General features: G+C 45.2%; 21 protein-coding genes and 1 rRNA gene. 2 read left to right on the top strand and 20 right to left on the bottom strand.

Translation table 11 applies throughout. From position 1 onward, the window contains the following. The first annotated feature begins 99 nt into the window (after positions 1–99). Positions 100–215: ribosomal RNA gene (rrf, locus tag FM038_RS00260) — 5S ribosomal RNA — on the top strand. Between the two features lie 846 nt (positions 216–1061). Continuing rightward, the gene (locus tag FM038_RS00265) at positions 1062–3530 is read left to right on the top strand and encodes a putative bifunctional diguanylate cyclase/phosphodiesterase (RefSeq protein ID WP_223292968.1); all 2469 of its coding nucleotides are present in this window, start codon (positions 1062–1064) and stop codon (positions 3528–3530) included. Here FM038_RS00265 and FM038_RS00270 read toward each other — a convergent pair. The 20 genes from FM038_RS00270 to flgE all read right to left on the bottom strand — a co-directional run bounded on the left by FM038_RS00270 (position 3527) and on the right by flgE (position 20706). After that, positions 3527–3811: a hypothetical protein gene (locus FM038_RS00270; protein WP_142873212.1), complete on the bottom strand. Its 285-nt coding sequence runs from the start codon at positions 3809–3811 to the stop codon at positions 3527–3529. The genes FM038_RS00265 and FM038_RS00270 overlap by 4 nt on opposite strands. Before the next feature lie 63 nt (positions 3812–3874). Further along, a complete protein-coding gene (locus FM038_RS00275; RefSeq protein WP_142873211.1) occupies positions 3875–4288 on the bottom strand; it encodes a hypothetical protein in 414 nt (137 codons plus the stop codon). Next, positions 4285–5295, bottom strand: a complete 1011-nt coding sequence (locus tag FM038_RS00280) for a flagellar motor protein MotB (protein ID WP_142873210.1) — start codon at positions 5293–5295, stop codon at positions 4285–4287. Before FM038_RS00280 ends, FM038_RS00275 begins: the two co-directional genes overlap by 4 nt. Beyond that, complete coding sequence (gene motA, locus FM038_RS00285; protein ID WP_142873209.1) at positions 5295–6152, bottom strand: flagellar motor stator protein MotA; 858 nt, start codon at positions 6150–6152, stop codon at positions 5295–5297. The genes FM038_RS00280 and motA overlap by 1 nt, the downstream gene beginning before the upstream one ends. 15 nt (positions 6153–6167) lie before the next feature. Continuing rightward, entirely contained in the window at positions 6168–6890 is a 723-nt protein-coding gene (locus FM038_RS00290; protein WP_142873208.1) for an RNA polymerase sigma factor FliA, read from the bottom strand. Between the two features lie 11 nt (positions 6891–6901). Next, positions 6902–7360 (bottom strand): flagellar basal body-associated FliL family protein, encoded by a 459-nt coding sequence (locus FM038_RS00295; protein ID WP_142873207.1) that lies wholly within the window; start codon positions 7358–7360, stop codon positions 6902–6904. 14 nt (positions 7361–7374) lie between these two features. Next, positions 7375–8505 carry a flagellar hook-length control protein FliK gene (locus FM038_RS00300; protein WP_195873174.1) on the bottom strand — a complete coding sequence of 377 codons (1131 nt, stop codon included), beginning with the start codon at positions 8503–8505 and terminating at the stop codon, positions 7375–7377. Beyond that, complete coding sequence (locus tag FM038_RS00305) at positions 8495–8821, bottom strand: hypothetical protein (RefSeq protein ID WP_142873206.1); 327 nt, start codon at positions 8819–8821, stop codon at positions 8495–8497. Before FM038_RS00305 ends, FM038_RS00300 begins: the two co-directional genes overlap by 11 nt. Then, positions 8790–9170: a flagellar export chaperone FliS gene (gene fliS, locus FM038_RS00310; RefSeq protein ID WP_142873205.1), complete on the bottom strand. Its 381-nt coding sequence runs from the start codon at positions 9168–9170 to the stop codon at positions 8790–8792. The genes FM038_RS00305 and fliS overlap by 32 nt, the downstream gene beginning before the upstream one ends. 18 nt (positions 9171–9188) lie before the next feature. After that, the gene (gene fliD / locus FM038_RS00315) at positions 9189–10547 is read right to left on the bottom strand and encodes a flagellar filament capping protein FliD (protein WP_142873204.1); all 1359 of its coding nucleotides are present in this window, start codon (positions 10545–10547) and stop codon (positions 9189–9191) included. Between the two features lie 322 nt (positions 10548–10869). Further along, complete coding sequence (locus FM038_RS00320; protein ID WP_142873203.1) at positions 10870–11676, bottom strand: flagellin N-terminal helical domain-containing protein; 807 nt, start codon at positions 11674–11676, stop codon at positions 10870–10872. Between the two features lie 411 nt (positions 11677–12087). After that, the gene (locus FM038_RS00325; RefSeq protein WP_223292969.1) at positions 12088–13131 is read right to left on the bottom strand and encodes a hypothetical protein; all 1044 of its coding nucleotides are present in this window, start codon (positions 13129–13131) and stop codon (positions 12088–12090) included. Positions 13132–13145: 14 nt separating this feature from the next. Then, a complete protein-coding gene (flgL, locus tag FM038_RS00330) occupies positions 13146–14063 on the bottom strand; it encodes a flagellar hook-associated protein FlgL (protein WP_142873202.1) in 918 nt (305 codons plus the stop codon). A gap of 77 nt (positions 14064–14140) precedes the next feature. After that, positions 14141–15505, bottom strand: a complete 1365-nt coding sequence (gene flgK / locus FM038_RS00335; RefSeq protein ID WP_142873201.1) for a flagellar hook-associated protein FlgK — start codon at positions 15503–15505, stop codon at positions 14141–14143. A 56-nt stretch (positions 15506–15561) separates the two neighbouring features. Next, complete coding sequence (locus FM038_RS00340; RefSeq protein WP_142873200.1) at positions 15562–16014, bottom strand: rod-binding protein; 453 nt, start codon at positions 16012–16014, stop codon at positions 15562–15564. Next, positions 16014–17147 carry a flagellar basal body P-ring protein FlgI gene (locus FM038_RS00345; protein WP_142873199.1) on the bottom strand — a complete coding sequence of 378 codons (1134 nt, stop codon included), beginning with the start codon at positions 17145–17147 and terminating at the stop codon, positions 16014–16016. Before FM038_RS00345 ends, FM038_RS00340 begins: the two co-directional genes overlap by 1 nt. A gap of 91 nt (positions 17148–17238) precedes the next feature. Beyond that, positions 17239–17901 carry a flagellar basal body L-ring protein FlgH gene (gene flgH / locus FM038_RS00350; protein ID WP_142873198.1) on the bottom strand — a complete coding sequence of 221 codons (663 nt, stop codon included), beginning with the start codon at positions 17899–17901 and terminating at the stop codon, positions 17239–17241. Between the two features lie 35 nt (positions 17902–17936). Further along, on the bottom strand, positions 17937–18722 hold the full coding sequence (gene flgG / locus FM038_RS00355) for a flagellar basal-body rod protein FlgG (RefSeq protein WP_142873197.1): 786 nt from the start codon (positions 18720–18722) through the stop codon (positions 17937–17939). Positions 18723–18769: 47 nt separating this feature from the next. Continuing rightward, complete coding sequence (locus FM038_RS00360) at positions 18770–19504, bottom strand: flagellar basal body rod protein FlgF (protein ID WP_142873196.1); 735 nt, start codon at positions 19502–19504, stop codon at positions 18770–18772. A gap of 11 nt (positions 19505–19515) precedes the next feature. Continuing rightward, entirely contained in the window at positions 19516–20706 is a 1191-nt protein-coding gene (gene flgE, locus FM038_RS00365; protein WP_142873195.1) for a flagellar hook protein FlgE, read from the bottom strand. Positions 20707–20746 lie beyond the last annotated feature (40 nt).

Here is a 20746-nt window from a genome sequence, read left to right on the forward strand (position 1 = left end):
CAAAAGAATACGTATTTGATTTAAGTTAGACCAATTATTTTGCAATTTAGACGCGTTAATGCATCTGAATAGCCAGCTTTCGAAATTTTACCAAATTAGTCTGGAAACCATAGCATTGTGGCCCCACCTGATCCCATCCCGAACTCAGAAGTGAAACGCAATTGCGCCGATGGTAGTGTGGGGTCTCCCCATGTGAGAGTAGGTCATTTCCAGGCGCCTAATTAAGTAGAGAAGCCACCTGAATAAGGTGGCTTTTTTGCGTCTGGGTATTTTTAAATATAGATCCAATTTCCCATATCCAATGTCAATGTAGGCAGGTGGCTTATTCACTTAAGCACGTGCGTGCAATGCCTACTTCACATGCAGTCCAAAGCTGCTAACGCAGTGTGGCCCCCTCAGTTCGACGACTATGTCGCCTCTCGCTACAAAGTAGCTAAATGCTTCGCATCCAAAGCACGACTTCTCCGCCCCCATGTGTTCGGCCTTCGGCAAGTATCATGTCCATTCAAAGCTATGTCATTGGAAGGCGCCTTGGTTGCAGGCTACAAAACAAATTTATCCAACTTCACTGTAGGCAGGTGGCTTATCCACTTAAGCACGTACGTGTAATACCAATCTAAGGAAAATGTGATCTAATTGAATATCCTTACTAGGCGTATTTGAGCCAATGAATGATCTTAAAGATATTAATTTCAAGTATCTTGCTAGAAAACAGAAAACAGAAAACAATTCAAATGAAGGTTCCGTACTGGTAGGCCTGCATTTATTAATATTTACTTAGCCTATAGAGGCTTGTAAGTTGTTCTGCCAGATACGTGATATTTAGTTATCATTGCTAGCATACGGCATTGTCTGTAACATTTTTATCCATCAATACTGTATCTTTACTAGTACGTTGCTTGTTAACATCGGCATAGTTTAGGTATAAATGCCGCTATACATTTTATCAATTGGCATTTCTGTTTATTTCCGTCTATTTCAGTCATCATTTTTTTGGTTTACTCATTATTTAGGTGTTGTTAGATTTGTTGAATAAGTATCGACCATCTTTGGTTTTTATAGTGCCCTTAATCACTTTAGCTCTATATCTGTGTTTAATGTCCGCAGAGTACTTCTATGAGCGCAGTGAAAGTCAGCAAGAAGCTTTAACCAATAAAGAGTCTAATATTGAACAGCATCTACTCAGAATGCAGCATATCGTTGAATCAGCTCTTGAAATACAAGATGTTAGAAGGATAGAGCAAGAGATCTCACTTGCTGCAACTGATCTAGATATCATGGTTTACACTGTGTTGAATAAGAAAAGCCAGATTAGATTTGCTAATCACTTAGTATGGCGTGGAAGCCAGGCCAATTTGGTTATTGATGGATATGAGCGAAAAGTACATCATGCTATTTCAGAGAGTAATAAACCATTGATTAAGTTCAACTCTGAACGTCTTTCTATTCAGGCCTACTATCCACTTAATGCATCAGAAAGCGCAGATATTACCAAGGATGGCAGTATTATTTACTTAGAATACGATGTTTCCCCTCTATTATTAGAGGTTAGAAATGGTGTATTTCAAAGTGCTATGCGATCTTGGTTTGTCAGCCTTATTGGCTTATTCATTTTTCTTGTTTTTCTGCATATTTACTTAATTCGTCCACTGAGACTCATGGCAATAGCTGCCACCGAGGCGATAACACTTTCTGGTGCAGGCAATTCTAAATGGCAAATGAGCCCCGTAAAAGTAGTATTTAGTGAACTAGAAGCGATAAATAGTCAGCTTATCAACTTCACAGAAAAGTTAGAGCGCAGTGAAAAGCGCCTCAGTGATAGCCAGCAAAGGTGGTTATTCGCAATTGAAGTATCTAGAAATGGTATTTGGGATTGGAACTTCGTAACAGGTGAGGTATTCCTCTCAGATCGATGGAAAGAGATGCTTGGTTACAGCAATGCTGAGCTAGAAAATAGTTTATCTACTTGGAAAGCCCTCTTACACCCTGAAGATAAATCTGATGCACTAGAAACATTAAACCAATACCTAAATAATGAAGTGGATGAATTTGAAAGTGTTCATCGGCTCAAACATAAGCAAGGCCATTATATTTGGGTGTTAGATCGTGGAATGATTGTCGAGTGGGATGATACAGGTAAGGCGACTCGCATGATTGGTACTCATGCTGATGTTTCTAGTGAGATGCGAAATAAGCAAGTCATTCAGCATCAGGCTAAGCATGATTTACTGACAGATTTACCAAATCGTAGGAGCTTACTCGAGTCTCTGTATTCATTGAAAGAAAGCTCTCAAGAGACGGCTGCAGCGCTATTTCTTATCGATCTCGATAACTTTAAAATGATTAATGATGCGTTAGGGCATCATCATGGTGATCGCTTGTTAATTCAGGTTGCTGCACGCCTTACTAGCTATTTCTCTTCTAACTCATTGATCGCTAGGCTTGGTACCGATGAGTTTGTCGTTTTAATAAAGCAGCTTCCTGTAGAGCATCAGGCAGCAAAACGCCGTGTTCATGCATTAGCGAGCCAAGTTCGCCAAATTATTGGTCGCAGCTTCCATATAAATAACCAAACTATCAGTATTTCAGCCAGTGTTGGTGCGTGTTTTATTGAAGATCAAGTAGCCATTGAGCCTGAAAAAATTCTTAATCAGGCTGATTTAGCTATGCAACGTGTAAAAGAAAAAGGCAGAGATGGTTACCTTCTTTATAGTGAGGGAATGGAAGAATCTGCTCATCATAGTTTGCACATTAAAAGTGAACTTAGCGAAGCGATAGCATTGAATCAATTATCTCTTGTATATCAACCTATAGTGGATCGTAATGGCAAGGTGGTATGCGCTGAGGCACTTTTACGTTGGCAGCACCATGAAATGGGCAACATTCCTCCCTCTAAATTTATTCCGCTTGCTGAGGGGAGTAGTTTAATTGAAGAGCTTGGGGACTGGGTCTTACATGAGTCATGTAATTTCATTAATCAACTTAAGGCTAAACATGTTTCATTAGATGCAGTTGCCATCAATGTCAGTGCTAGACAGTTCAACCAAGGGGAATTTGCTAGTAGCTTATTGAAGGTTATTAGTGATCTAGGGATAAAGGCAAGTTCAATAGAGTTAGAGCTTACTGAATATGCTCTCCTTAGCAATCTTGATGTAGCTAAACAAGCGATGGAACAATTAAAAAGGGCGGGTATTTCTATTGCGGTTGATGACTTTGGTACGGGTTATAGTTCGCTCAGTTATCTACAAAGTATTCCGCTTTCAAGATTAAAGCTTGATGCAACATTCGTGAGCAAGATTGGTGAAAACAACTCATCAAATGCAATTGTAAAAGCGATCATTGATATGGCACATGGCTTGAATTTACAGATTGTTGCGGAGGGGGTGGAGACTCAAGAACAGTATGATTTCCTGCTAAAAAATCAATGTGATACATTTCAAGGGTATTTGTTTTCACGACCACTTAAAGAGGCTGACTTTATTGAATATATTGAACATTCTCAAATTGGCAGCCTAAAGTCTGTGAGTTAAAAGAAGAAGAAAAAAACCATCAAGATGAACGAGAAAAGTGCACCAGCAATCACAGGATAAAGAAGATAACTATCTCCAGAACGTCTTGCCCGTCGTAAGCACAAATTCACTAAGATGAGATTAAACACTGCCAGCATAAGGGAGGCTAATGCACCATGTCGAAAGGTCATATGTTTTATCTCAGTTGAGATATATAACAAGATAAACCAGTCTAGCAGTATGAGGTACAGAAAGAGCTTTTGTAGACCATCAGGGCCTTTTCTCCGATAGGTGTATGCCATGGAAACCTCTAAAAAGTCGCAGTTCAATCTTGGGTTGATTGAGTTAGATACCAGCTGGGGCGTTTACATTTTCTTGGTGATAAGGTTGATCATATTGATGATGTCATTTTCATCTTGAGTAACCCATTTTGCGCCAGCGAAGTGAAGTCTATTGTTAACAGGCCAGCTTCTCGCTACTTCAAGTTTGAGGCGATGGCCTTGAAACACTATGACTATCAATTGACCTATCTCTAGCTGTGTTGCGGATAATAGCCCGACTCCTCCGAGTCCTATATTTTTGATATTAGCGACCCCCAGCTTCTGCTTTCGCCACCAATTACCTACAAACAGCTCAACAGTCACACCATCGCAGGCAAGTGTTAGACACTCATCACTGCTCTCTCTTAGATTAATGCGTAAATATTGTCGATACTCATGGTTCGACTCAGGCTTTTCTTGTTTTTTCTCGGCTGGAATATACTCTTCAAATTGATTCATTCGTCTGTCCATAGCTCTGGGTAGCGAGTTCGTGGCTGGTTATCAGTAGCAGCCTCTTGTGCCTGGGTTAGCCTGGAGTCAACCTTTGCTGGCTTACTTGGTAGCCCAGCCATCTCTCTTATTTGAGTTTCAGCTGTGCTGGTTAGTACCAACATCTCAATACGTCTATTCGCTGCCGCAGCATGGTCATCTGTAATGTAGGGGACTTGATCCGCCATCCCTGTAACTTGAATGACTTGGTTACGTTTGACACCGCCATATTCCAAGACCCGTCTTGCAAGTAGTGCTCGTTGGCTAGACAGCTCCCAGTTGGTGAATGTCTTTCCTGCGTAAGGTGTTGAATCAGTGTGACCCGATATACTGATCTTATTCTCAACTTTTCCCAGAAGAGGACCTAAAGCTAGAAGGAGATCTTCGAAGTATGGCTTCATATCAGCGCTGCCTCGGGTAAACATGAACTGGTGAATATTATCGTGTACCAGAATTCTGATCCCTTGGGGCACTACTCTTATCTCAACATTGGCACTGAGGTTTACCTGGTCGATAACTTTATTAACTTCTCTGGCTAGAAACTCTAGTTGAGATTGAGTTTCAAACTGTCCTGGTACTAATGAGTTAAGTTCAGGCCCTTTGCCCGCCTTAGCGTTATCTTCTCCTGCTGGAATATGGTTATGCATTGCAGGCCCTGCTCTATCGACCCCGGTTCCAGTCGCTGGGATAATGGCTTGTTGCAACGCAACTGAGCCTTGAAAATCTATCATCGATGGCGATTGAGAAAGATCGAATGGATTAATTGAGCCTGAAGCAAACATATCGCCATTGAGATACTGAACAATCATGGTTCGCTCCTGTTGATCGGCAATTTGCAGGATCCATAGCACCATAAAGAGTGCCATCATGGCTAAAGTGAAGTCGGCAAAAGCAACCTTCCATGCGCCACCGTGGCTACCTTTTGACTTGTTCCGCCTGCGTCTCTTTATAACTATTGGCTCATTATTAATTGCCATTAGCTTTTCTGCTCCACCATCCAACGTTCAAGTTCGACAAAGCTAGGTCTGTTCTCACTCTGTATCTGCTTTCTTCCTGCATCTATGGCTAGCATAGGAGGTTTACCTTTCGCGAAGGATGTTAAAATTGCGGCAACACAGCGTAATTGGGCTGACTTTCTCTCGACCAAGTGCTCAAGCGCCTTAGAGATTGGCTCGAACAAGCAATAACAGGCGAAGATACCTATAAAAGTACCCACTAGAGCAGCAGCCACCTTTACGCCAATCATAGTGATGGGACCATCAATACTGGACATGGTGATAATAATCCCCATTACCGCAGCAAGAATACCAAATCCAGGCATAGCCTCTGCTACTCTTGCTAGTGCATGAGAGGGTCTCATACGGTCCTCTTCGATACGGTAGATCTCCTCTTCCAAGATATGTTCAAGGTCATGAGGAGATATTTTTCCAATAGATTGTAAACGCAGGTTATCGATTAAAAACTGCAGTACATTTGGGTGATCAAGCACGGTGGGGTACATCAAAAAGAGTGAACTTTCTCTAGGCTTCTCGACATGCTCATCGAGTACCTTTAGTCCTTGTGATTGGATCTGACTCATCAACATTCCCATTAAACCAAAAAGTTGTGGGTAGAGCTCAGGATCCTCTTTCTCGATAGAAATAAGTTCTTTTAGTTGGCTGGCCATCTCTTCAAGAACAGGCTTAGGGTTAGCGATGATTAAGGCGCCGGTACCTGCGCCAAAGATGATGAGGAACTCAGCAGGTTGCCATAGAGAGCTAAGGTTGCCACCTGCCCATACATAGCCTCCAAATACTGACAGTAGAATGATAACTAGCCCTAAAATCTTACTCATGTTTCCTTACCTATATTACCTTTCCCACTGTTGGTAGATCTCCTGAAGGTGTTTTACTGCCAGTTTATGTAGTTGGCAGATCCGCGTTTCAGTTAATCCTAGGGTTCCGGCAATCTCTTTTAAATTGAGTTCATGTTGATAATAAAGCGACAGGATCACCTGTTCTCTTTTGTTTAATTTTGATATTGCCTTCATTAATGTCTGTTTGGATGAAAATTGTTCAATAGCATTAACGTTATCGGAAAAGTGACTACCTGCACTGAGCATATCGTCCAGGCTTTTCATCGATTCAGATTGAGAGGCATAGAGGCGGTCTCTATATTGCTCTCTGTTAATCCCCATTGAGTCTGCTACTTCTATATCTGTTGGGTCCCGCCCCAGTTTACGGGTTAGCTTGCGTACCGAGTCATTAAGCTCATGGGCTTGTTGTCTAACGGGTCTAGGGCGCCAATCTTGTCGTCTTAACTCATCAAGAATAGCGCCTCGGATCCTCTGACCCGCAAATGAGATAAAGCCATTATCAAACTCGCCAGGATAGCGTCTTGATGACTCCAGCAGTGCCATCATGCCAATCTGTTCCATGTCTTCAATGGCCAATGCTGCTCCGCAATGACTACGTAGCTGAGATACTGAGCGCTTTACTAATGGAAGGTACTGCCTCATTAATTGACTCTCGCTGAGTCTGTTAGTTGCTTTCTCTTCGAATGATTCTTGATATGCGAGCTGGCCAGAGTTCATGTCGTTACTTCCTACTGTATAACCATGCGGGTAAATAGAACTTCATCGAGTTCTATTTCATACTTGTTCTCTTTGAGTACGTCAGAAAGTAGTGCTAACGCCTCCAGTTGTAGTCCTTCTAGTTGATTTGAATCATTCAGTTGATCAAAGTGTTTACGAGAAAACATCTTCATCAGTGAGTTCCTAACTAGGGGATCCGCCTCACTAAGGGTGCTGGTGACATTAGCTGAACGGCTCTTTAGCGCTAGCTCAAGTAATAAGTAGTGGGGGAATTTGTCACCAGGTACTGAGATAACAAAGCGATCTAACGGATAAAATTTCGCACTATTGTCCTGCTTTTCTTGCGCTATAAACGGACCGCCAATAATGCTTGGTGATTGCCAACCAATCCAAAATATTGAGACAGTCCAAAGGATAATCAATAGGGAAATTGTCATTTTTTTGCTGGTACTGGTGTTACCAAAAGCCATGTGAATACTCCTAGTTAGGCTAATAGATCAATGTGATTGTTTAGGTGGCTGTCTTGCTGGGGAAGTTCAGGCTCAAGCATCTCTATTTGATGTTCTGCTATCTTGGCTGTATGCCGCTCATCTTGCTGTTCGTGCTTCTCACCCTGACCGATATCCAATTCGATCTGCCCGCCATGATCCATGGCTAGCTCTTCTCTGAGGCGATCGAGCCCCATCAATAACGAATCTCTTACATTGGCATTGGCAGCGTGCATCTGAATATGTAGACGGTCGCCATCGAGGCGAATACTGAGCTCCACTTTTCCAAGTGATGGGGGGTCTAGCCTTAGCTCTGCTTGCTTAATTTTCTGGTCGATCTGAAACCTTAATTGCTCCCTTAGCGGAGTTAACATCTCCTGCGCTTGTTGGGCTAAAGGTGCTGCGGCAGAGACAGAAACAGGCCCCCACTGGCTCACTGCTGCTTGGGTTCTGTTGGCCACCGTTATCGCTAGCGTAGCAGGGTCACTTTCTGTAATTTGACTGTTTACATTAAGAATTTGACTCATCATCAAGTTAGCTTGAGGGTTTACTTCTCCTTTTAACGAATGACCCACAGAAGAGATTAATTGATTAGGCGCTGGCTGCGGCTGAGCTGTGAATTGACTTTGCTTAACTGGATGGAAAATACTTTTTTCACCTTGATTAACCAAAGCTTGTTCAGTGGTCGCATTTGACTGGTTAAGCCGTATGACTTCAGGTACTCCTCTATCGACTGATTTTGCTAGCCTAGCGTCGATGAACTCTGTTGTCTGACTGTAGCCAGAGGTAAAAGAACGTTCTGAAGTAAGCTGCAAGGGTAAATCTATATTGATAAATCTTTTGGAGTCATTAGCCTTAGATTCAACATCTATGCTCTGATACAGGGTGTTCGTTCTGCCTTCAAATCCAGCGTAATCTGGTAGTTTTTCCGCATGTGTCACAAGTGACTGCGGTGTAAAAGGGGAGTTAGCATTTAGCGCTTGTAACTGTGGCAGGCTTGCCGATGCATAAACAGAGAAGTCACCTTGTTCCGTCGATAACAGATCCTCTACGGCATCTGTAATATTTTTCTCAAGTTTGTCAGAGTTATTCGCTGTGGTACGTAGGTCTGCCATACTAGATATCATCACTTTCCCCACTGAGACTGGTTAGCTGATAAGCAGCAAGACCATCCTGCTGGTTTTGGAATTGCTTCATCTCGATTTCCAATTTATCTTTGTCCTGCTTAAGTTGTGCTAAGACCAAAGAATGGGTCTTTGCCAAAGCTTGCCTAGCATTGAACTGAGATTTACTCTTGGCTTTCCCTTCACGGGTTAGCGCGCTAATCATCAGTTCATTGACCTTGATAACCTTGTCCCAATCCTTTGATTGAGCGTGTTTTAACAGGGCATGTTCAAATTGCCCCCACTGCTCAATTGAGATTTGCCCAACCTGCTCTGACATTACTAATTACCTGTATAATGGGATCTAAACTATCTGGGTTATTCTCGACGCTAGCAGAGACAAGTTGTCTGCTACAGTAGTCATAAAGGCGGTTAAGGCTAGTTGCCACCTCACCGCCATTTTCAAGGTCTAGCATTGAGTCGAGCCCATGTACTATGTTGAGGCACTTATTGACACTCTTGCCCTTGTCCTCAAAGCTTTTACGCTCCATAAACCCTCGGGTTCGCTCTATCTCCTCAAGTAGGCCATCGAGTAACATGCGCACCATCTCATGAGGATTTGCCGCTGCTGCTCTGGCATCTAAGGTTGTCTGTTTATAAGCGCTAAAGGGATCATGCTCATTCAACATAGTGTTAGGTTTCCTTTGTTAAAACAGCCCGCTGGCTGCACTCATTTTCATAATATTGGCTTCCATAGCAGTGAATTGAGCCAGATAGATCTGATATCTCTGCTGCATCTGGTAGTCATGGCGATCCATATTGTCTTCAACACGAGAAACCTGTTTATCAAGGTTGCCCTGTTTAAGATCTAAGTAGCCGTTAGATTTTGTGAAAGGATCGATAATGCTATCGAGGCGGTCGACATAACCGCCATCATCGGTAAACATCGCTTTTACTGCAGATGGATCACTCTTGAGGGCTTCTGAGAGTTTGTCGTCATTGATCTCAAGCTTGCCGTCACGAGTCATCTCAATGCCGATATCTGATAGACGCATGCCATTAGGTGATGGGGCGAAAACTGTTTGTCTCATGCTGTTTTGTAGCATGCGAACGCTAGAGTCACCCTTTAGAACGCCTAGCTGCTCCTCGGTGACTGAACCACTGCCAGATGAAGAGTCATCATCGTCATCATCGTCATCTTTTTCATCATCGACCTCATCGGCAACTTCACTGCCCATGGAGCGGGTGAGTTTGTTGATCTGATCCATGAGCGTATTGAAAGCATCGACAAAATCGTTGACCGCTTGCTCGCTGGACTCAAAATCAGTACCTACGGTAATCGTGCTGCTTTCTCCGGCTTGATGAACCTTGTTGAGTTCGATATTCATGCCATCGACGACATTTTCGAGGTAGTTGCTACTACTCTGAATTGAAATACCGTTGAGTGTTGCCAGTGCATCTTGGGCGGCGCGGGTTGGCGTCATGCCAAAATCAGCACCGCTATCAAGCACGGTTATCTCACTTGCTGCACCTGTCTCTGTTGAGGTCAACATAAACTCAACGCTGCCACCAGTACGTACTAAGGAAGCCTGTACACCAGGGTTGTCAGAGTGATTATTGATATGATCTCTGAACTGGCTGATGGTGATACTGCCATCACTATTGATATCCCCCATATCTAGGGTGAGTACTTCGCCAGCAATCTCTATGGTGAAATCACCACTGGTAGGGAGGCCAGTGGCGTCTTCACTGGCAAAGGTTTTAGTTAGCTGGTGTGCCTGAGCAAGTTGTTTAACTTTGAGGTCATAACTACCTTCAGGCGCATCGGCACCTACTGTGACAGAGGCATTATCATCACTGACAGAAACCGTTTTATTATCGAAGGCATCGCCATCAATCTTTTCCAGTTTACTGATCATGTTGTTTAAGCTTTTCTCTAACACACCATAGGCATCAAGCTGGGCTTGATAGCGATCTATTTGGTTCTTGTAGAGCTGATCTTTACCCATTCGTTCAGCCATTATCAGCTGTTCGGCGAACTGGGCGGCACTCATACCAGATATCATTGTGACTCCTCCTGTTAAAGGGATATGGCAATCTCCATGCCAATGGTTAACTTGTTGTTTATTAGGTGTATTGTTTGTTTGTTGTTATTCTGTAGGCCTAAATCACTTCCGATTCTGGCTGGTGTATAGGAAGTGATGCTTCCGCTTAGTTTGTTGAGCGCAAAGCCGCTAGCCGACAACTTTTAAAGGCGACCTTTTGCAGAGGAGATGAAGTTGCTAGCGATAAATATTGAGGCGTAAGAAGTTATGAAGAGATAAAAGATATAAAAAAGGAGCCATATGGCTCCTTTGTGCAAGGTCCCGTTGGTGGGAGCTTTGATGCTTATAGCAGACCCATAACCAAACCAGTGTTCTGGTTGGCAGAAGACAGGATGCTAGTACCTGCTTGAACAAGTAGCTGGTTTTTAGTCATGTTTGCTGTTTCTACAGCAAAATCTGCATCCATGATACGGCCTGCAGCGGCTTTAGTATTTTCGGTGACATTGGCTAAGTTAGAAGAGGTATGACCTAGACGGTTGATATTTGCACCTAAGTTTGAGCGTTCAACACCGACAGCGTCGATAAAGTCGTCTATGGCGGTAATTGCCTTAGAAGCATCGCCTTTAACACTGATATCGGTACCATCACCCTTAAGGTTTGTCACAACATTTGTTTTTACATCTAATGTTTCAGTAGCACCGGCACCAATCTGGAACTTAACCCCACCATCTAACGTAGTAAACAGGTTATTACCCGCGTACTCAGTGCTGCCAACGATACGATCAATTTCAGCTGTCAGCTCTTTATATTCGGCATTAAGTGCTTTTAGATCTTCTCCTGAGTTCACGCCGTTAGCCGCTTGTGTGGCTAGTTCTTTCTGGCGGTTAGCGATAGTGTTTAGCTCATCAAGAGCACCATCGGCAGTCTGTAGCATAGAGGTTGCATCTGACACGTTACGGCTAGCGGTTTCCATACCAACGACGTTAGCGTTTAGACGTGAAGCGATCTGTAGGCCAGCTGCATCATCTGAAGCGCTGTTGATACGAAGGCCAGTAGATAGGCGCTCCATAGAAGTTGTAAGTAAGCTATTATTTTTACCGACCGCATTTTGGGCGACCATAGAAGCGTAGTTAGTATGAACTGATAACATGGCTGTTTCTCCAAATATTTTAAAAGTTATTCATCTGAGGCTCAGCTAATTCAACAATTTTCAATGAAGAACAGTAAGTCGCAGTTAAACAATTCGTTGTGTCTCATATTTGATAAAACGACACCCAAATTCGAAACTGAACTCTCGACTAAGAAATAGTTAAAAAAAAGAGAAAATAGATGAAAAATGAGAGACTAGTTTTAGCTGGCTTGTAACTGGTTGGCACAATGAAGGTAAAAAAAACCGGCACTGGGCCGGTTAAGTGAATCAATCAAATAGGAAGAGACATGGGAAGTGATTAAGAGAGGCGAATAAGGCTCGCATTTCGCTTAAAAGTTTATCAAGTCTAAGTGCTAATGCGACCGCTTTTGCTAAAACTGAAAAACATTATTAGTGCATAATGCACAAGCATTACTTTAGTAACGAAGATACATGAGAACGGGTGATATTAGCCTGAGCCATAATGGATGTAACCTTTTTATATAAGGGGTTAGCCTGCATTTGACTATCTAGCTGATAGAGTGTCTCCTCGATCACTTTACTGTCACTTTGGCTACGATTTAGTTTATCGATCTGCCGTTGTAATTTTAACTTAGCTTCACTGATCTCCCTGAGTTGCTGATCGACTTTATGCAGCGACTTATTGATCTTAGCGATAGCCTGTTTCAGCTCCTCATTACTGCTAAAGCGCCACTCTCTGGGATCTTGCCATGACAGTTGTTCATGAACTTTTATTGTTCTAGCCTCCCCAGCAGGGAGCCGCTGACCCTGTCCGGTCATCAAAATTCCTGATTTTAACGTTTGCCAGTGACTCTTATTGGCTGTGTATATTGTCTCTGTGCTAACTGCCAAACCCACTGATTTTAATACCCCGATCCCGAGACTATCCATCTGCTTTGCTATTTTAGTCTTAAGTTGTGGGGAGCTGTCGTTAGCGGGTAAAAAAAGGCTCGCCGTTTTTTGGGCTAACTGAACCACAATCATCTCATCTCTTGGCTTAGTGCTGGCAAGGTCTACAGACTTTAGTTTGAACTCATATAACGCAGCAGGTCGCTTGGGTGAGATGAGGTTGAGTTGATGATCAACCAGTGGGGTATTTTGATACTCAAGCTTAAGACTTGAGAGCTGGTTTTGCATCTTTTTAGCTAGGCTGATCTTTTCTGCTTGTGCTGCGCCTTCTGTGCTCAAGGCTTTTTGGCTCTGTTTTTTTAACTGCTTTAACAGATGACTGACCTGCCTTAGCCCTTGCTCAGCGACCTGAGAAGCTGAAATCTTGTGTTGGCCCTGAGTGACTTTGGCCCAACGGGAATAGCTTTCTAACCTGTGGGTGGGAATGTCTGATCTTTGCTTGGTTTCTGCTTGCTTGAGAGCCGGTTGCTCACCAACAGGGGCACTGACAGTTTGGCTACGGTGCTGAACACTCAGCGCATCAGAAACTCCACTAACCATAGCCATGCTGTGCTTCCTTGTTAAAGTTGGTTAAACAGAGTGAGTTGACTGATCTGTACAAAAGTCTGTTGGGTGATCTTCAATGTGGTGAGCTTAAGGTTAAACTCGGCGGTTGCTTGGGCATAGTCTAGCCCTTCAGTGTCACCAATGACCTCTTGGTTAAATAGGATCATCTCTTCATGAGACTCCTCCATCAGCATCAGACTCTTTTGCTTTCCACCTATATCAGTTATCGCGCCACTGACACTCGAAAGCGTGTCGTCAAGTGTAGCCATCATGGCATCTGCCACGTTATCAAACCCAGGTGCACCGGGTGCTAAGTTTGGATCTTTAAGCACATCGATAAAATCCTGAGTTTGATTCAGTATATCCGCGCTACCGTTGGAGAAGATAAACTGCTCTGCGGTGACATTGGCTGTCATCCAAGATGAACCTGAGGTTTGCACCTCTCTTTGGTTATTATCACCCTGATAGATGTAGTTGCCGCTAGCATCTTGGGCTATCGGTACAGTGCCAGTCTCGTTGCCTGAGAAGATATAGTTACCTGCATCATCTTGTGCATTTACGGCCCCAACGAATGCTTCTAACAGTTCTTCAAGCTCTGATGCGTAGGCGGCTCTGTCTTCTGCTGAGAGTGAACCGTTTCGAGTTGAAAGAGTGATTTCACGCATACGAGACTCTATCTCTACCATAGAGGATAGATAGGTCTCGGCGCGACCAAAGCTTGAGCTTAGTGAACCTATATTTTTTAGATATTGCTCCGTTGCAGCCACATCACGTTGGCTTGAGATCACTTTCACTGAGCCGATAGGATCATCTGACGGGCGCAGAATTGACTTGCCTGTTGCCATCATTTGATTTAATCGAGCAATATCGGCGGTAGAGTTTTGCAGGCTGTTAAGGTTACTGGCGTATAAATTGTAGGTACTGACTCTCATTGTTTATTCCTCTAATCTGTAAAGCTAGCTCATCTACTCAGGGACTCTTGCAGCAGGTTATTGGTTAGCAGTAGCCGCTATATGTTGAGTATGGTTTGAAAGAGTTGATCGGCGGTAGAGATCACCTTGGCATTAGCTTGGTAGCTTTGTTGATAGATGATTAAATTCACCGCTTCTTCATCCATGTTGACTCCGCTGGTGCTGGCCCATTGTGATTGAGCCTCTCTTTGTAGACTAAGTGCCGTATCTTCGCTGACTTGGGCTTGTCTTGATTCAGAACCGAGTTTACCCACTATGCTTGAGTAAGCATCGCCCATGGAGGCTGTTACTCCGATAGAGTCGAAGGTAAATTCGGTATTAGCCAGCTCAATCAGTTCTTTTAGGTTGCTGTTATCACCAGGGGCGCCACTTTGGCCAAAGGCGAGCATCTCAGCAGTAAAGCCATCGGTGACCTTGATGCTGCCGGCTGGGTTTGTTGGGTCGTAGATGAACAGGTCTTGGGTTGGCGTGTTGCCACCTAGGTCGGTACCGCCTGCTAGAATGGCATTAAATTCATCGGCAAAAGTCATCGCCATTTCATTGGTAAATGCCATCGATTCCATCAAGCTATTATCACGATAATCAAGCAATGCGCCTAAGCTGCCTCCAGCGGTTTCATCTAATGGAAAGCTTGAGTCGCCAAACTTTATGGTGATAGTACTCAGCGCTGGGTTACTAGGATCTGGCTTCACCTCTAATGTGGATGCAGTCGTACCTGAAAGTAGGGGTTGGCCTTGTGCGAGAGAGATATTAACCATGCCGTTAGCATCTTCGGTGACTCGAATATCGACCAGTTGAGATAGGTCATCGATGGCGGCATCTCTGGCATCTAGCAGTGAGGCGGGAACATCGGCTCCGGACCTCTGGATCTCCTCATTGAACTGAGCAATGGTTTCTAGCTGAGAGTTTATCTCTTTCGCAGAGGCGCCAATCTGTCCCTCTATTTGTGTCAGTTGGGAGTTAAGTGACTGGCTAATTGAGTTAAACCTTTGGCCCATCGCCTTAGCTTCACTTAGGACGCCTTGGCGATAGGCAATGTCACTCGGCTGCTCGAGTGCAGAGTTGAGTGAAGCGAACAGCTGATCGAGTCCGAAAGAGATGTTGTTGCCTTTCGAACCAAAAATTTGTTCAACCTGACCATAATAACTACTCTTAACTTTGGCATAGCCCACGCCGCTGGTGGTGTTCCATAGCTGAGCTACCTCGTACTGATCTGAGATGCGACGAACGCCATCGATCTGAACCCCAGCACCACTGCCATAGATCCCACCACCCACAGAGCTCAGCATCACTTGCTGACGAGAGTAGCCAGGTACCATGGCATTAGCGACATTATTTGAGGTTGCATTCAGGGCTGCCATACTCGATGTAAGTCCTGACATGCCGATATTGAGCATGCTCATAACGTTTCCTTATCTCTGTTATTCGTGTCGGTAGAGTTCGCAGCTCGTTGGAGTATTCACTCTGTGTTTGCTTGGTTAAATAGTGGCGCTATCAGGGCGGGTTGCATCGCCTTGGTCCCACTATTTATCCCGTTAGACTGGGGAGCGTTAACTGCATTACCCTGTTGGGTATGTTCAGTAGAAGCGACCGTGTCAGGCTGTGACTTAAGGGCGGCACTTAATTGTTTTGTCATTACACTCGCAAGCCCAGTGCTTTGCATCTGGCTTAGTCGACCCGCCAGTTCGGCATCATGCCAGTCGCGATACATGCCATCATTTTGTGAAGAGAGTGGACTGTCACTGTCAGCCATCACATCTGAAGCGCTGCGCATCTGTTTTAAGACCGTTTGTAGAAACAGGGCCTCAAACTGCTGACTGACTAATTTCAGTGCGCCATGTTCACCGTTAGCCTTAATAAGCTCGCCAGCACTCAGGTTATTAAGGTAGCCGTGGGAGTTTTCTAGTTTCATTAGATCACCACCAATTCAGCTTCCAGCGCTCCGGCCTCATCAAGCGCCTGTAAAATTGCCATCAGATCCATAGGCGAAGCGCCCAAGCTGTTGACTGCCCGAACGACCTCCTCTAGAGCGATCCCTTCTGGCCAAACGAACATATGGCCATCTCCGGTATCAATATCGACTTGGCTATCTGAAATAACCACGGTTTCTCCCTGCCCCTGACCCCACATGGGTGCATTGGGCTGGCTGACAAACTCTTGTTCAGTAATGGAAATCGTGAGGTTTCCATGACTAACAGCTGCTTTCCTAACGACCACATCACCGCCCATAACCACAGTGCCTGTGCGACTGTTGAATACGACTCGTGGGGATTTGCGGCCTTGCTCTATCTGCAACTCCTCAAGCATAGACATAAAGGTGACTCGCTCGCGGTTGCTTTTGGGGGCGCGAACTAGCACCTTGGCGCTGCTATCGGCCTGAGCGACATCCGGGCCGAAGAGGGCATTGACCTGACGCTCAATATTGCGAGCCGTCATAAAGCTGGGGTCTCTTAGGTTAAGTACAATCTCCTCATTGTCGTTGAAGTCACTTTCCATGGGAGCTTCGAGGAGGGCGCCGTTAGGAATGCTACCCACGGTAGGTACATTAATGGTGACTGATGTGCCGTTACGACCTTGAGCAGAGACGCCACCGACGACTAAGTTACCCTGAGCCACAGCATATATCTCACCATCAACGGCCCTTAAAGGGGTCATTAGCAGGGTACCGCCACGTAGACTCTTTGCATCACCTAGGGATGAGACGGTGATATCGAGTGTTTGACCCGGGCTGGCTAAAGGCGGCACGGTAGCGTGGACTGCGACTGCTGCAACATTTTTCAGTTTTGGATCGGTTCTGCCATCTAACTGAACGCCAAATTGCTTGAGCATGTTTACAACAGATTGGCTGGTAAATCTAACCTGGGTTCTATCACCAGTGCCATCGAGTCCGACAACCAGACCATAACCGACTAACTGATTATCACGGATCCCTTGAACATCGACGATATCCATCAAGTAGCGGCTCTGAACCTTGGCCTGAGCAGGAGTATGAGTGATAGAAAAAATGAGAATTGCACTCGCAATTAATAGACTGAACTGTCTCATTGACTGACCTTTGCTGTCGATGAAAGTGATAAGTAAGACATGGGTTTAAACTTTATCTTATTCGCTGACAAAAGCTGGATATCTATTAGCATCATAGTGGGAACCAAGGACTGTTGAAGTAACGTGCAGCCCAGCCCATAGCATTGCTGTCAGCGATTGCACCTTGGCCACCATAGATGATGCGCGCATCGGCAATTCGTTGTGAGGATATGGTGTTATCGTTACCGATGTCGTCGGTGCGAATGAGTCCTAATAGACGCAGGTACTCATCCCCCTGATTGAGTCTTAACCACTTTTCACCGCGAATAAGCAGGGCACCATTAGGCAGAACTTTAGCGACCGTGACAGTGATGGAACCTGAAAGCTGGTTCTGTTGTGTGCTAGAGCCTGACCCCTTAAACCCTCGCGATGCATTGCCGCTACCACTGCCACTAAAGCTGTCACTACCTGTGGAGGCCTGTCCACCAAGTGACATATCTTGGGCTTTATTGGCTTTAGTATCTGCGCGTTTGCTGGAGTAGGTTTTTTCATCCAGAGCAACGGTGAGAATATCTCCCTCCCTAAAGGCTCGCTTATCCTTAAACAGAGTTAACATGTAACCCTGCCGATATACGCTGCCATTTTTTGCATCAGGTAGGCTGTAGTCTATCTCTGGTGGTGCCCACTCAGGCTGCCCCGGCTTAGTTTCTGCCTCGGGGAAGTGAGAGATACATCCAGATAACAGTAATAGCATTCCTATCCATATGTGGCGCATCTGGTTTCCTTATCTGATTATCAAAGAGTAAAGGCTTAAAGTGCCTGGTTGAGGAACTTGAGCATGTCATCCGATGCTGATACCACCTTGGCATTCATCTCATAGGCACGCTGTGTCGAGATCATCTCAACCATCTCCTCAACCACGTTAACATTGGCGCCTTCGAGTGCACCTTGGCGAAGCTGACCGATGGCCATATCACCAGCGACTCCTTCCATGGCTGCCCCTGAAGCACCAGTCTCGCGATAAAGGTTGTCACCACGGGCCTCTAAACCTGCCGGATTGGTGAAGTTTGCTAAGGTGATCTGTCCCAGTTCTTGAGCTTCAGCCTGTCCGGAGATCTGTGCTGTAACCACACCATCAGTCGCGATAGTGATGGTTTGCGCATCTTCAGGGATCTCGATATTAGGCACTAAGGGGAGCCCTTGCGATGTCACCATCATGCCATCGCTATTGCGGTAGAACTGGCCATCACGAGTGAAGGCCAACTCGCCATTCGCCTCCTCTATCTGAAAGAAACCCTGGCCTTCAATAGCGAGATCGAGTTGCTGGTTAGTGGTGAGTAGATCGCCGGTGGTAAATACTTTCTGGGTACCCGCAACTCGTGTGCCTGTACCAAGTTGCAGGCCAGATGGTAGCTCATTGAGCTCATCGACCTGACCACCAGGTTGGCGCTGTGTCTGGTAGAAAAGGTCATTAAATGCAACGCGGTCACGTTTAAAGCCTGTGGTATTCACGTTTGCCAGGTTATTGGCAATGGTGGTCATCTTTATATCTTGAGCCGTGAGGCCAGTTTTACTTACCCATAACGAGGATTGCATCTCAACTCCATAATTCTGTTAACTGTTCTAGTGAATATGCCTATCAATTAGGCGTTGCGGATAAGCCTATTACCGGCTTCAGCCAGTTTTTCAGCACTTTTCATCAGCTTTACCTGGATCTCAAACTGTCGGCTAAGGTCCATGGAGGCGATAAGCTCATTGACCGCTTTGACGTTGCTTGATTCCAGAAAACCGCTATCGACACGTACCTCATTGTTTATCGGAAGTATCTCTCCGTCACGGCTATAGAGCAGTCCATCAAGCCCTTTATCTAAGGTGCTGAGATCAGGGTTGACCAGCTTAAGTCGGCCAACTTCTTCAATAATTCCACCTTCAGCAGCGATAACGCTGATCCTTCCATCATCACCGACAAAGAGCTCGCGGTACTCAGGCAGCACGATTGGACCATCAATACCTGAGACTGGGCGACCATCGATGGTGAGTTGCCCATTGGTGTCAGGCGTGATATTTCCTGAGCGGGTATAACCCTCTCCCTGCTCAGTCATCACGGTAAACAGTCCCTGCTCTTGAATGGCAAGATCTAAGCTTCTTCCTGTTGGATTTAGTGCCCCGCTTTGCTGACTAAAACCGCTGCTTTCGGTTTGTGCCATCACGCGTGTCTGTAGGCTATTACCTGTTGCTGCAACCACTCTGGCATTAACCCGCTCAAGATCGGCTTTAAAACCGGTCGTTTCAGCATTTGCCAGGTTATGCGCACGTATGGTTTGTGCCTCCATCACTCGAGCTGCTCCGCTTGCGGCGGTATAAAGCATCTTATCCATGACTCAATTCCTTAGATGGCGTTCAGCAGAGACTGCTGCATGCTGGCATTGGTTTGCAGTACCTTGGCATTAGATTGATAGTTGCGCTGGGCAGTCATCAAGTTGACCATCTCGGCAGTTTGGTCGACATTAGAGCCCTCAAGATAGCCCCCAGCGACAGCGCCAAATGTGCCCGTTCCAGGCGTTCCTACCACAGGCTGTCCAGCGGCATTGGTGGCTGTCCAGGCATTCTGGCTGACAGGGGTTAGACCATTAGGGTTGTTGAATGAAGCGAGTACGACTTGGCCTTGGACCTGCTCCTGACCATTCGTGTATGTTCCATAGAGCATGCCATCATCATCGATGCGGATGCCGTTAAGCTCACCTGAGGTGTAACCATTTTGAACTAAGCTAGAGTTGTTATAGGCAGAGGCATATTGGGTACTGTTCTTGTAGCTAAGATCTATGCTAAAAGCGGAAGCACCACCTTGTGCTACTATGTCTAACTTCAATGTTTCACCCTGAGTAAGATTACCATCAGAGTCAAACTCGAGTGAATGACCCCCAGCAGGACCCACATCATTACCATCCATTCTGTAATGAACCTGCCACTCATTATCTGCAGTTTTGACATAATATTGGGTCATAGCATGCTCTTTACCCAGCGAATCATAGACAGTGACTGTGCCAGAAGAGTGGTAAGTGGAAGAGTCATCAGGGTCAAAGGCGTCAGTTATCGGGTCAACACTGGCATCTAGGTTAGAGACCTGACCGACACTGGTGGTTGCCTTAGCGGGCAGAGAGCCTGATTGGATCTGTAAGTCGCTGACGTTACCGTTTTGCAGCTGACCATTTGGGCCAACAGTGTAACCCTGAACTCGGTTACCCGCGGGGTCTGTCACATAGCCATTAGCGTCTTGATTAAACATACCCGCTCGAGAGTAGAGGGTGCTGCCATCACTTGCTGAAAGCATAAAGAAGCCATCACCTTCGATACCCATATCTAGCTCTCGGCCGGTATAAGCCAAGCTGCCACCCATGGAGAAATTTTGGCTGGTGGACATCACGTTGACACCGCCAGCCTGACCGCCATTATAGATTGCAGAGAACTCACTGCGACCACCTCTGAATCCTACGGTTGATGAGTTGGCAATATTGTTACTGATGGTATTGAGATCTTGGGTGGTTGCTTGCAGTCCACTAAGGGCAATATTAAATGACATTGGTGTATCCTTTATTTGATGTTTTAAATCTTAAATAAGC

The sequence above is a fragment of the Shewanella eurypsychrophilus genome (assembly GCF_007004545.3).
Lineage (GTDB): Bacteria > Pseudomonadota > Gammaproteobacteria > Enterobacterales > Shewanellaceae > Shewanella > Shewanella eurypsychrophilus.